Below are 12504 nucleotides of genomic sequence, written 5' to 3'. Positions count from 1 at the left end.
AGTATTCTGATGGCACTCAGCACTTATTTTGAGCTGGTCGCGTCGCTCGCGGTGTGGCTCGACGGCGCCGACCTGGCCGGCCAGGAGGGAACGCTGGTGTCCCTCACCGAAGCCGAGATCAACGCTCGCCTCGCCGACGCCATCGACAGGGGGCGGGCTGTTCGGCCTATGGCGGTTCGCGACACGCTGACGATCGATGCGGAATATGTCGATTTCCCGTCAGTTAGCACAGACATCATTCTTCCAATTTCGATCGAGATAACCAGCCTCGATCGGCCGTGGGAGGTTCTCTACGCCTCGCCGGAATCGCTGGTGGCGATGAAATACGGGGTAGAGTCCGAGCGATCGAGCGTTTCAGCCTTCATCGCAGGCGACCCGCCGCGGTATTACACGATCGTCCAGGGTCAGCTTCGTTTCTACCCTGCTCCGCTCGATACTTCCTTCACGGCCGAGTTCACCCGGTACGAAACGCTGCCGGCGCTTGGTGAAGCCACGTCGACCAACTGGCTGCTATCCCAGCACCCGAATGTCTATCTCTATGGCGCGCTGGCACAAGCCGAGCTGCTCGGGTGGAACGACAGCCGCATGGCCAACCTGGCGACGCTGTTCGTCAATGCCGTCGACGGGATGGTCGCGCGTTATCCGGAGCCGGTCAGCAGGACAACGCTCCGAACCGACCTCGCCTGCTTCGGTAGGCGCGGAGTGGATGATTATGCGAGCTTCATCGGGGGCACCCTGTGAGGATGATATTCGGCGAATATAAGCCGGATCAGCCCCCCCATCTTCAGGACGGACTCTTGTCGGCGGACGGGGTGTGCCCGATTGCCAATGGCTACGCGCCCATCCCGCAATTCTCGGAAGCAGCGAACGGCGCGCTAGGTGCGACATGTCTCGGAGCGGCTGCCTATCGCACCAATTCCGAAAACTTCGTGTTCGCAGCGACTGCCGCGAAGATCAGGCGCTACACAAGTTCGGGCTATACCGACGTGAAAACCGGCATGACCTCATCGGCAGCGGTCGGCGTGCGATTCTGCCCCTATGCCTCGTTCATGCTGGCGACCAACGGGACCGACCCTATCCAGAAGTTCGACCCGGCCTCTCCGTCGTCCTTCGGGGACCTCGACTCCTCCGCGCCGACTGCGCGCTTCATGGCCGTGGTGCGGGGTTTCGTCGTCGCGGGGTATGCCGATGACGATCCGCTGCGGGTCGCATGGTCGGACAATGGCGACCCGTCCGAATGGACACCGGGCACGCTGGAGGCCGGGCTGTACCAGATGCCCAGCGGCGGCGACATAACCGGCGTGGTGGGCGGTGAGTATGGCCTGATCTTTCAGGAAAACCGCATTCTCCGGATGACCTATACCGCCGACGACACGATCTGGCAGTTCGACGAGATCGCGACGGACGTCGGCTGCATCGCCCCCTGGTCACTCGCGACATACGGCAAGATCACGTTTTTCCTTTCGGCAAAGGGGTTGATGGCCTGCGACGGGATCACCGTCGAGGCGATCGGCTCCGAAAAGGTCGACCGCGAGTTTCTGGCGATGCTGGACCGCACCTATCTGGAGAATATGTCGGCCGTCGTCGACCCGACCCGCTCGCTCTACATCGTGGCTGTCCCGAGCGCGAATCCGACCAGCCTCGTATTCCTCTATCATTACGGGTTGCAGCGCTGGACGACGGCAAAGATCGGTCAGCAGCGGATGTTCTCGGCACTGGCGGCCGGCGCGACGCTGGAGGATCTCGACGCCATTTACGGCAACCTCGATTTGATCCCCGTGTCGCTCGATAGCGCGGCTTTCCGCGGTGGCTATCCGGTGATGCTGATGGTCGACGGCACTGGCATGCTTGGCGGGCTGTCGGGCACTCCCATGGCCGCCACGCTGGTCGACGCGCGCAAGGAGCTTGTTCCGGGGCGTAGGGCCAGGATCAACAGCGTCCGCCCGTTGGGGGACATGGAGAACGCCACAGTGACGCTTTCGCTATCGGACAGCCTGTCCGACGACGTGGCGAGCACGGATTATACCGATCGGACCAATGGTGGCTTCTACCGGATGCGGCAGTCGGCCAATCTCAGCCAGGTCAAGCTGGCAATCGCCGCGGGCGAGGCATGGTCCTACGTGCAGGGCTATGACATTGAAGCGATGCCGGGAGGCCGGGCATGAGCCTGCCGCCGCTGGTCAAGGAAAGCGAGCGCGACCAGAAGGAATGGAACCGGAAGGCGCGCGACGCCATCAACCGACTGACCCGCTTCGCACTCGGCACGGGCGCGACCACCGAACGACCGCAGGGCCCGACCGATGGGCAGGTGTTCTACGATCGGACGCTGAAACAGCCGATTTGGTGGAACAGTGAAGATGCCGAGTGGAAGGACGCCACGGGGACGGCGGCATGATGCATGACTTCCTGCAATGGCTCCCGTCTTTCGCCGAAGTGATGGACCGGCGCTATTACTCGCCTGATTGGCTGGCTGGTCAGGTGTGGAGCGGGAGGGCGCGGTTTTGGTGCTCGGAAAACGCAGCACTGGTCGCTGAAATCAAGATCTACCCGACCGGAGCGCGGGATGTGCATTTCCTTGTGGCGGCCGGCGATCTGAACGAACTGATCGAAACGCTCCGCCCCCAAGTTGAAGCGTGGGGCTCCTCCATGGGCTGTGTCGCCGCGCTTGTGGAAAGCCGGCCGGGCTGGGTCAAGGCTCTCGCCCCAAATGGTTATCGGCTCCACCAAGCCGCCGTTCGCAAGGAATTATAATATGGGCCTCTCCAGCAGCAAGTCGAAGAACACGCCCTGGGGGCCTGCCCAGCCCTATATCATCAAGGGTATGGAGCAGACGTCGGCGACCTATGACGAGAACCAGCCTCGTCTTCAGGATATGTCGAAGCAGGCCTATGATGCCTTCAACAGCATCGCGCCCGAGGCGTTCCAGTCGTCACCATTCGTCCAGAGCGCGCAGAACAGCGCGCAGGCATTGGGAAGCGGCGGAGGGGTAGGGCTCAACCCAGGCGCGTCGACCTATGCGCGGATGCAGGCCCCGAACGCATCGGCGGCAGATCCGTCGACCGGGCTGCTGACCGGCATCGCCAACGGAACCAGCGGCAGCAATCCGGCCACGGGATTCGCTACCGGGGTAGCCGGCGGGAAATATCTCAACGCGCAGCCGTCCGCTTCGATGTACGAGTCAATGATGGACCCGTCCTATTCGACGGCAAACCCATATCTCGACGCGATGGTGAAGCAGTCGCAGGACAGCGTGACGAAGGCCGCCAACCAGCGCTTCGCCGCCTCGGGAATGGGCGCAGGGCTGTCCACGGCATTCGGCGACGTGCTGTCCAAGAACCTCGCCGATAGCGAGAACAATCTGCGCTATCAGAATTACAACGATGCGGAGAACCGCCGGCTCCAAGCTGGCGGCCAGTCGGATGCGGCGTGGAGCGGCGAACGCGGCCGAATGGATGCGTCGACCGGACTCCTGTCGTCGGACTTCAACGCTGATCAGGGAAGGCAGCTTGCCGCGGCGCAGGCGCTTGGCGGGCAGTTCAGTCAGGGTCAGGACCGCGCGCTCGACGCGGCGAAGGCGGGCGATGCGGCGCAGCAGTCGCAGGTCCAGCAAATGTTGACCGCGCTCGGCCTGACCGGCGATCTTCGGAATGCAGAGTTCGCCGGTGTATCGCCGGCCCTGTCGCTGCTCAACACGGCAGCCGATATTCCCTATGTCGGGACCGCCGCGCTCAATGGTCAGATCCGGCAGGCATCGAACGGCTACGGCACCACGACGACGAGCGGGAACATCGGGCAGCAATTGCTTGGCGCAGGCGCCCAAGCTGGCAGCGCGGCGCTAATGGCCTCGGATCGCCGCCTCAAGAAGAACATCGCCAAGGTCGGCCAGTTGGATGACGGGCTTGGCGTCTACGAGTACGATTATATCCACCCCGCGCTCGGTGATGGGCGCCAGCACGGCGTCATGGCCGATGAGGTCGCACAACTGCGACCGTGGGCGCTCGGGCCCAAGATTCACGGCGAGTTCGCTACCGTCGATTATGGAGCGCTTTGATGGCTATTTTCGGACAGGGACGCAAAGGCCGCAGCCCGATGGATATATTGGGCGAGTTCAGCCTTACGCCCGGCGGCGGGATCGGCGGCGGACTACCCGGCATGCCCATGGACCCGAACCGGATGGGCGGTGGCATGGTGGACACTTCCGTTCCGGAAGATCCCTACGCGGGCGAGCGTCCGCAAAAGCCAGGGTTCTTCGCCAAGGGTGGCGGCTGGAAGGACGCACTCGGGGAGGGGCTCGGTGCGCTGGCACAGCAGTTCGGTGGCACCAACCCGTATAATCAGGCTCGCGATCGGCAGCACGAAGAGGCCATGCTGCGGCTGCGCGGCGATCTCGACAACCAGGCGGAAGACCGCAGGCAGGCGGCGCGCGATGCCGACGTCAACATCTTCGGCAACGGCGATGACGGGTTCTTCTCGTTCAGCAAGAGCGGCGGCGTCAATCCGCTGGTGCCGGGCACCGGGCCCAAGGAGGACACGGTCATCGCGCGCCTCCGTGCCGCGGGCATCGATCCGAACAGCCCCGAGGGTCGGCAGGCGATCATGATGTCCATGCCCGGCTATGGCTATTCGCCGGAAGTGTTCGGCCGGAAAACCACGCTGAAGCAGACCGTGCCGGGTAAGGCCGCGGGGACCGGTAGAGCCGCCCCCAAGCCCCCCGCCGGCTTCATTCTGGATTGATCGACATGGCAGATTATAAGGAAGGCCAGACCGCCACCAATCCTCGGACCGGCCAAAAGGTCGTGTACAGGGATGGCCAGTGGGTGAACGCGAGCGGCGCGTCATTCTCTGTCGGGACGGGCAAGTCCGGCATGTCCGGCCAGGAGAATATGGAGCTCAAGCAGGCGCGCGCCAACAACGAAGGCGGGCGCAACATCTTCCCGGCGCTCGGGAACATGTACCGCGTGGCGCAGCGCTACCCCGGCGGCATCCCTCAGGCGGCCTATGACAAAGCTCGGCTCGCGGTAGGATCGGAAGCATCCGCGGCGCAGGATAGCGACCTGTTCAATGCCTACGCGAACAAGGCGGCGCTTTCGAAGGCGCGCCTTCTCGCTCCGGTCAGCAACTCCGATATCGCCTTTCTGAAGACCACCCAGGCCAATCCGAAATTCCGCTTCGACAACAACAAGGAGTTGATCGGGCAGGAGTTTTCGGACGCATCCCGCACCTATTTCGAGAATGCTTTCAAGCAACGCTGGGCGGCCAAGAATGGCGGCCTGAACGGCGTCGACAAGAACGGGCATAGCTATGCCGAAGATCTCGCGCGCGCCATGAAAAGCCCTAATGTCGCGCGCCTGCTTCAGCCGCCATGGAAGCGTGGCGCGGCGCCTGCCAAGGGCGGGGCGCAAGCTCCGAAGGTCATCGACTTCAACGAATTGGACGACTGATCATGGTCGATGTCCGGATGCCAGACGGCACCATCATCCGCAACGTGCCGCCTGGCACGACCAAGGCACAGTTGCAGGCGAAGCTTGCCAAGAAGCAGTCGAACAACCCGATCAGATATGATGCCGGCGATCTCGCGACGTCGAAGTTGTCGCTGGGCATCTCCGACCGCGTGATGGCTGGCGCTGATTCGGTCATCCGCAGCGGTATCGATGCCGCCAAGGGTGATTTCCATGCGCCGCGCTACACCGAATCACAGAATGAGGTGGATCGGCAGAAGGCTGCCTACAAAGCCGCGCATCCCGGCTTTGACTGGGCCACGCTGCCCCTGAACCTGATGGCCGGCGGCGCGAAACTTCCCGAAATGCTCGCCGCGAAGATCGGTGGCGGTGCCATGCGTCAGGCTGCCGGTGTTGGCGCCGCCTATGGCGCGGGTGCCGGCGTCGGTAATGCGCGCGGAGACCTCGCCGACCAGGCCGGTCAGATTGGCGCATCGACGCTGTTCGGTGCCGCGACCGGCCCGATTGCCGCCAAGGTCGTGCCGTGGGCGATCGGCAAGGGAGCGGAGGCGAAGAATGCCGTCGCCCGGCTGCTGAGTGAAAGGGCGGGCAAGTCGCGCAACCTAGTGGAGGGGGCGGTCGACGAAGGGCTCCAGAACGTGCCCGATCCGCAGCCCGCGGTGCGCAAGGTGATCCAGAAGGCGCTTGCTGCGCAGGGAATGACCCCGAAACAGGCCGGCAAGGTGCTGGACGACGCGCGTGGCCGCGGCGTTCCGCTTGGCCTGATGGACACCGGCGACGAAATGCGCGGCCTGGCTTCGGCGCTGTCCCGCAAGCCGGGCGCGTCCCGAACCATCATGAGGGATTCTGTCGTAGGCCGACAGGAGGGGCAGCTCGATCGCGTTCAGGGCGCCATCCAGCGTGATTTGGGGCCGGTCGCGAATGTGCGAGAGGCATCCGAGGCTCTGATCAAGGGCGCCCGCGAGCGAGCCGGCCCGCTGTACGACCAGGCATATGCCCAGCCCGTGCCGCTGACCGAGAAGCTGACGGAGCTCGCGCAGAGGCCATCCATGCGCAATGCCTTGAAGCGCGCCTATGGTATCGCGGCCGAAGAGGGGCGCGATCCCAAGAGGATGGGCTTTTCGCTGGATGCCGAGGGCAATGTCGCGCTTGAGCCGCACAATTCAGCGCAGACCTGGGATTATGTGAAGCGAGGGCTCGACGACGTGATCGAGGCGGGCCGGGATCCAGTGACGGGCCGGCTGAAGCTGGATGAGGCCGGCCGGGCCATCAATGCAACGCAGCGCGAATTCATCAAGGAGTTGACTAGGGTCAACCCGACGTATGGGACGGCTCTTGCTGCCTATGCGGGGCCTGCCAAAATGTCGTCGGCGCTCGCGAAAGGGGCCAAGATAGGCAACCGGGATGCCGAGACTGTGTGGGCCGAAACCCGCGACATGTCGCCGGCCGAACTGGATCAATACCGCTTGGGTGTGCGCTCGGCCCTCTCGAAAATGCTCGAGGGGCGCCCGGACGACGCGAACAAGATCCGCGCGCTGGTGGGCACCCCCAAGAAGCGCGCCGTGCTGTCTCAGCTTTTCGGCGGTGAGGCAAACTTCGATCGGTTCATGGCGATGCTCGCGGACGAAGGCTCGGCAGCCCTGACGCACGGTCGGGTCGCAATGGGATCACCGACCGCGAGTAATCTTGCGGATGACGCGACCATCGATGGCCCCGGCGGGATCATGGCGAATATGGCCGCCCGCGCTCTCACTGGGCGGGGTATGGTCGGCAATGCCGTCGAGACCGTCCGAGATGCCATGCGCTATGGAGCGGGCAAATCCGGCGAGGTGGTACGCTCTCAGCTCGCGAGCGGGCTTTCGGAAACCGACCCAGTAGTGCTTGCCGCGCGGCTCCGGGCCATGGAGGCCTTCAACAAGAAGGCTCGGTTCGACCGGTACAAGGCGCTCAAGCGTGGCCGCGAGCCCGCCGCCGCAAGCGGGATCGCGGGCGGCTACATGCTCGGCGGGAACGACCGGTAAGTCGCCCTTGAAGGCCTGAAAAGCACGGGAAAGCCGCTGGATTAGGCGCATCCTGCCCATCTACCATTTTCCGATCGCATAGGAAACCACCATGCCAAAATCCAGCGTGACAGACTGGGATACGACTGCCGCGAACAATACGGATATCGGGGGTATCAACATCGCCGAAGGCTGCCCGGCGGCCGGGATCAACAACGGCTTCCGCGAGATGATGGCGCAGCTCAAGACGTATCTGGTCGCGACCTTCGCCGCCTATCTCCCGCTTGCCGGCGGCACGATGACGGGCGCGATCGCCGAAATGGGCAACGCCTCGACGATCAAGGACGCGACCGGCACCAACCGCAAGGTCGGCTACCGCGGCATTCCGCTGCGCGCGGCGACCAGCCAACAGACCTTGGCGCTTACCGATGTCGGCACGATGATCTCGATCACGACGGGCGGCATCATCGTCCCCGCCAATAGCTCGGTTGCTTTCAGCGTTGGCGATGTCGTGGCCATCTACAATAATAGCGGGTCCAGCCAGGCGATTTCGGTTGCCGTGGGCGTCACTCTTCGGCTTGCCGGGTCGGCGACGACGGGAGCTCGCACGCTTGCCCAGCGCGGATTCGCAACCTTGACCAAGGTCGCCACCGACGAATGGATCATCTCCGGGGCGGGCGCTTCCTGATGAGCGGCATATTGGTCGCTATCGCGCCACTCGGCCAATCATCCGGGTCGTCGAATGCCCTCACGGTCTCGGCGAGCAGCTATACCGCGAACGTCACCGCGCCCAGTGGGACCGGTATCCCGGTCAACGTGGTGATCACCAATCCGCCTAGTGGCGTGACCCTTGCCTCTTTCAGCCTGGAGGCTTTGAGTGGCGGATCGAAGATCGTTCAATATGATTCCGACGCATCGGCCAGCCAAAGTTGCATCTTTTATTTTCGCTGGAGCGGGCTTCTCGTCGGCGAGCAAGTCACCAATACATATCAGGTGAATGTGGTGCGGGGGCCATATGATCCGGGCTCGGCAGTATTCTCCGTCACGCTGACGAGGACGTCATGAGCGCCCTGCCTGACTGGCTACTCCCCTTGATGGGCGGCAACACGATCATCAGCGCCACCCTGGGCTGGGCAATCCCCGCGATGGTTGCACGCAAGAAGGATGCCGGCGACCAGGCGAACGATCTGATCGGCCGCCTGTCGGTGCGCTTGGAGGCCGTCGAGAAAGGGCACGAGACCTGCCAGAAGGAAACGGCTGAGCTTCGCGCGATCAGCGTGCGGAATGACATCGTGATCCGCTTGGTCGTTCCCGAGTTGCAGCGCGTTGCGCCCTATTCCTCATCGCTGCAACAGGCGCGGGATCTTCTTGGCGCGGCCTTTCCTGTCTCGATCGACACGCCCGCCGACATGCTGGGCATGCTGGGCGAGATCGACACCAACAGCCAACGGTAGGCTACCGCCTCAATTTCTCGACAATGAAGGAATTTCCTCATGGCTTATGTCCTGGGGCCGGGATCGCGCGCCAAGTTGGCCGGCGTCGACCCTCGCCTGATCCGCGTCATCGAGCGCGCCATTCAGATCTCGCCGATCGACTTCAAGGTCATCTGCGGCGTCCGGACGCTCGCCGAGCAGAAAGCGCTCTATGCGCAGGGTCGGACGAAGCCCGGCAAGATCGTGACGTGGACGCTCAATTCGCGTCATCTGCCCGATCCAAAGACGGGGCTCGGTCGTGCGGTCGACCTCTTGCCGGCGCCCCATGACTGGAAGCTGGAGGATGACAAGTCGACGCCCGAGGTCGACGACAATTTCAAGAAGCTGGCGGACGCGGTGCTTCAGGCCGGGAACGAGCTAGGCATCCCGATCCGGTGGGGCGCGAACTGGGATGGCGACGCGCTGATCCGCGAGAAGGGCGAGACCGACAATCCGCACTTCGAGCTGCGCTGATGATGCGCCACATCTTCTTCGGCCTCAACGATACGCCCGAACTGGGCCGCGTTCTGTGGGCGATCGGCGTGCTGGCTATGATCGGTTATCAGGGGCTCGCCATCTGGTGTATCAAGCAGCCCTTCAGCGCAATTGAGTTCGGGACCGGGCTGGGATCGATCCTCCTTGCCGGCGGCTTCGGCGTCGCGGCCAAGGATACCGGCGTGTCGAAAGCGAAGGCGCGTGCGGGAGGCGAAGGATGATCCCGCTCTGGCTCAAGATTGCCGGCCAAGTCGCGCTGCTGGTCGGCCTCATCGTCGGCTTCAAGCTCTATGTCGCGTCGGAGCGCGCTGACGAGCGCCGGGAAGTGATGGGCGAGGTCAAGGATGCCCAACAGCAGGCGACGATCGCCGACCTTACCAAGACGCTCGCCACGGAGCGAGCCCAGAACACCGTCACGGAGCAATCCAATGCCAAATATTCTGCGGATCTCGCGAGCGCTAATAGCCGTCTCGCTGCTTATCTTGCCCGCCTGCGCACACCGAGTGGCGATATCGGGGGAGCGGTCATGCCCGGCGCTTCCGACCGCTCCAGCCAGCCTGACGGCGCCGATCGACTATCCGTCCTGGATGACGACCTCAGAAAGTGCACCGCGATAGCCGTACGCCTCGGCAACGCGAAAGACTGGTACGAGCAACAACAGAAGGTGGAGCGATGATCCCCGACCCGAATAGCCGCCTTTTCGCGCGACTGATGAACCCCGAGCTTCGCCTTGGACTGGGCTGCGGCCTTCCGGCAGGTGGCATGACCGCAGCCCTATATGATTATTTCATCGACGCCATAGCCGGTAGCGATGCCAATAATGGCGCAGCGCCGGCAACGGCGTGGGCAACGATCGAATATGGATACACGAACAGCGCGAGCGGCAAGAAGCTGGCGCTGAAAAAGGGGCAGCGCCACCTACGCGGTGCCGCCACGAGCCGCGCCAACCGCAGCTTCATCGCCTATGATGCAGGCGCCTCCAATCCCATCTTCGACGCGCGCCAGAACCTATCGGGCAAGACGTGGACGCTCGACAGCGGGAATGTCTGGAAGACGACCGTCACGCTGCCGGCTGCGATAGTCGCCGGTGGCACGACCGCCAATTCGACCTATTTCGGGGTGTGGCTGGATGAGGCCTTCCTCGTCTGGCATGTCGGCGGCGCGGATATCGCTGCAAACATTGCTGCCGTCGAGGCCGATCCTGGATCCTTCGCGATCAACCGCAGCGGATCGACTGCCCAGGACCCACGCGGCGATACCGCGGCGACGGGCTATGATCTCTACGTTCAGATGCCGGACAGTTCGGACCCGAACGGCGCTACTCTCCTGATCACCAGCTATTCGGCCGTTGCCACGCTCCAGGGCGGCCATCACGTCGGGATCACATTCAAGGGTGCGTGGGGCAAGGATAGCCTCGGTCTAGTGGCCTATAGCGGCACTGTGCCGAAATTCGAGCATTGCTCATTCGAGGACTTCGGCTGTCACGGCTACGTAGGCCCCTGCAACCTGATCGACCATTATTCGTCGGGCGCAGCCCGGCCGGGCTACACCGGCTACTCGCGGAACCGATCGGCGGGTGCGGCGATAAACCGGTTCACCGATACGGCTCTGGCGACGACCGTCCTGACCGCCGACGGCCTCAACCTGTCGAACGCCAACCAGGGGCTCTACGCCCATAGCTCGGGAACGACGACGGGCATCTACAAGCGGTGGGACATCAGCGGGGCCCCGTTCGTGATCGACAACGTGACGGCCGGCATTCAGGTCGACACGCCGTCAGCGACCCGGCTGCCGATGATCATCGACGGGATCCAATGCACCGCGCCGCTCGCATGGACGAACGTCGACCAGGGCTTCGTCGTCGACAGCGCGTGGAGCTTCACCGGTGGGGGCTCGATCACCTTCAGCGCTAACCCGGTCTCGAATGCCACGACGCTGGTCAATTTCGTCGGCACGGCACCGTCGCTGACGTTGAAGGACATGACGATCGAGAACCTGCTGGTGCCGATCCCATTCAGCACGGTCTACAATCTCGGCTTTCGCACGGCCGACGCCTCACACAGCGCCCCGACGCTGACGCTCGACAATGTGCAGGATATCTCCCCGGCTGATCGGATGTTCTATCTTCCGCGAACGGCAGGACAGATATACCATAAGATCAATATCGTCTTGATCAATGGGTCAGTCGCCAAGCTCATGGATCAGGCGGCCGGCACGAATTACCCCGAGAGCCTGACCGTCGGCGCCGGCTGCACGTTCAGCATGGGCGATCGCTCCGGGCCGGAGATCGAGTCCGCACTGACGGGCGCCGGCATCACGCATTCGATCAGTCATAACACGACGATCGTCAACCGCGCGGGGGCGGTTCTCAGCTCTCCGGGATGGTGATAAGCCGTAGAAAAACCGAAAGGGTGATGTATTCCTCAATGTTAATAAAGATGATCAATATTTTTTGAGTCAATTTCGATTGAATTTCTCAAAGGCACCTTGCTTCTAAGGCCTAAGTGAGATTGTGATTATGACAATTGAAATTAACGCGGCTGAGATTGTAAAAATTGCAATCGCACGAGCACGCTTTCGTTGTCTGTGACGCTCGTATCGGGAAACGTGTCGCTTAACCATGCGGTCGTTTACCACTCCGATCGAAAAATGCCACATTCCAGTTAGCGTCCGTAATTTTCCTTAAGTAGCTATTTGCCTAGCTAATCTGAACGATATGGATTTATAATCTGACCGGCTCTATAAGCTGGTTTCGGCGGTTGTTTTTCAGACCAATACTCGACCTATAATGCCGGATAGAACAAGAAACCCTTGTAGAACTTTGGCAGTATCATCGCGTCATCGACGCGGCGATGACACAAGCAGCCTGCGGATGAACTCGTCTGCAAAGCCGGTCGACGGGCTAGGGTCGCTGCGCTTCTCTCTTGCGATATGTCGGAAAGGCTGTAATCCGGCGCGCTTAGAGGGCGATTAGCTCAGTTGGTAGAGCGCTTCGTTTACACCGAAGATGTCGGCGGTTCGAGCCCGTCATCGCCCACCATTTTCTAGAGAGAGCCGATGGCGGCGGGCATGCGTGCC

General features: G+C 62.6%; 15 protein-coding genes and 1 tRNA gene. All 16 read left to right on the top strand.

Annotated features, from left to right (window positions below; genetic code table 11):
- Window positions 1-9 precede the first annotated feature (9 nt).
- The 16 genes from ASE22_RS24780 (at window position 10) to ASE22_RS24705 (ending at window position 12466) form a co-directional block, all read left to right on the top strand.
- Window positions 10-741: a phage adaptor protein gene (locus tag ASE22_RS24780; protein ID WP_056366278.1), complete on the top strand. Its 732-nt coding sequence runs from the start codon at window positions 10-12 to the stop codon at window positions 739-741.
- 2 nt (window positions 742-743) lie between these two features.
- Window positions 744-2165, top strand: coding sequence for a hypothetical protein (locus ASE22_RS24775; protein WP_056366275.1), 1422 nt, complete (start codon window positions 744-746; stop codon window positions 2163-2165).
- Window positions 2162-2395, top strand: a complete 234-nt coding sequence (locus ASE22_RS24770; RefSeq protein ID WP_056366272.1) for a hypothetical protein — start codon at window positions 2162-2164, stop codon at window positions 2393-2395. Before ASE22_RS24775 ends, ASE22_RS24770 begins: the two co-directional genes overlap by 4 nt.
- On the top strand, window positions 2392-2751 hold the full coding sequence (locus ASE22_RS24765) for a hypothetical protein (RefSeq protein WP_056366268.1): 360 nt from the start codon (window positions 2392-2394) through the stop codon (window positions 2749-2751). Before ASE22_RS24770 ends, ASE22_RS24765 begins: the two co-directional genes overlap by 4 nt.
- Before the next feature lie 121 nt (window positions 2752-2872).
- Window positions 2873-4051, top strand: coding sequence for a tail fiber domain-containing protein (locus ASE22_RS24760; protein WP_162248296.1), 1179 nt, complete (start codon window positions 2873-2875; stop codon window positions 4049-4051).
- Entirely contained in the window at window positions 4051-4734 is a 684-nt protein-coding gene (locus ASE22_RS24755) for a hypothetical protein (RefSeq protein ID WP_056601308.1), read from the top strand. The genes ASE22_RS24760 and ASE22_RS24755 overlap by 1 nt, the downstream gene beginning before the upstream one ends.
- Window positions 4731-5441 (top strand): hypothetical protein, encoded by a 711-nt coding sequence (locus ASE22_RS24750; protein WP_156397583.1) that lies wholly within the window; start codon window positions 4731-4733, stop codon window positions 5439-5441. The genes ASE22_RS24755 and ASE22_RS24750 overlap by 4 nt, the downstream gene beginning before the upstream one ends.
- A 2-nt stretch (window positions 5442-5443) precedes the next feature.
- Window positions 5444-7480 (top strand): hypothetical protein, encoded by a 2037-nt coding sequence (locus ASE22_RS24745; protein WP_056366260.1) that lies wholly within the window; start codon window positions 5444-5446, stop codon window positions 7478-7480.
- A 91-nt stretch (window positions 7481-7571) separates the two neighbouring features.
- Entirely contained in the window at window positions 7572-8147 is a 576-nt protein-coding gene (locus ASE22_RS24740; RefSeq protein WP_056601311.1) for a hypothetical protein, read from the top strand.
- A complete protein-coding gene (locus tag ASE22_RS24735) occupies window positions 8147-8524 on the top strand; it encodes a hypothetical protein (RefSeq protein WP_156397585.1) in 378 nt (125 codons plus the stop codon). The genes ASE22_RS24740 and ASE22_RS24735 overlap by 1 nt, the downstream gene beginning before the upstream one ends.
- Window positions 8521-8913: a hypothetical protein gene (locus ASE22_RS24730; protein ID WP_156397588.1), complete on the top strand. Its 393-nt coding sequence runs from the start codon at window positions 8521-8523 to the stop codon at window positions 8911-8913. The genes ASE22_RS24735 and ASE22_RS24730 overlap by 4 nt, the downstream gene beginning before the upstream one ends.
- A 39-nt stretch (window positions 8914-8952) precedes the next feature.
- Entirely contained in the window at window positions 8953-9405 is a 453-nt protein-coding gene (locus tag ASE22_RS24725) for a M15 family metallopeptidase (protein WP_056366248.1), read from the top strand.
- Window positions 9405-9647 carry a hypothetical protein gene (locus ASE22_RS24720; protein ID WP_056366245.1) on the top strand — a complete coding sequence of 81 codons (243 nt, stop codon included), beginning with the start codon at window positions 9405-9407 and terminating at the stop codon, window positions 9645-9647. The genes ASE22_RS24725 and ASE22_RS24720 overlap by 1 nt, the downstream gene beginning before the upstream one ends.
- Window positions 9644-10102 carry a hypothetical protein gene (locus tag ASE22_RS24715; protein ID WP_056366242.1) on the top strand — a complete coding sequence of 153 codons (459 nt, stop codon included), beginning with the start codon at window positions 9644-9646 and terminating at the stop codon, window positions 10100-10102. The genes ASE22_RS24720 and ASE22_RS24715 overlap by 4 nt, the downstream gene beginning before the upstream one ends.
- 86 nt (window positions 10103-10188) lie before the next feature.
- Complete coding sequence (locus ASE22_RS24710; RefSeq protein ID WP_056366235.1) at window positions 10189-11814, top strand: hypothetical protein; 1626 nt, start codon at window positions 10189-10191, stop codon at window positions 11812-11814.
- Window positions 11815-12390: 576 nt separating this feature from the next.
- Window positions 12391-12466: transfer RNA gene (locus tag ASE22_RS24705), tRNA-Val, on the top strand.
- Window positions 12467-12504 lie beyond the last annotated feature (38 nt).

The sequence above is a fragment of the Sphingomonas sp. Root720 genome, assembly GCF_001428605.1.
Lineage (GTDB): Bacteria > Pseudomonadota > Alphaproteobacteria > Sphingomonadales > Sphingomonadaceae > Rhizorhabdus.
Note: the sequence above shows the minus strand (reverse complement) of the source record. Positions and strands in the feature narration are given on the sequence as shown.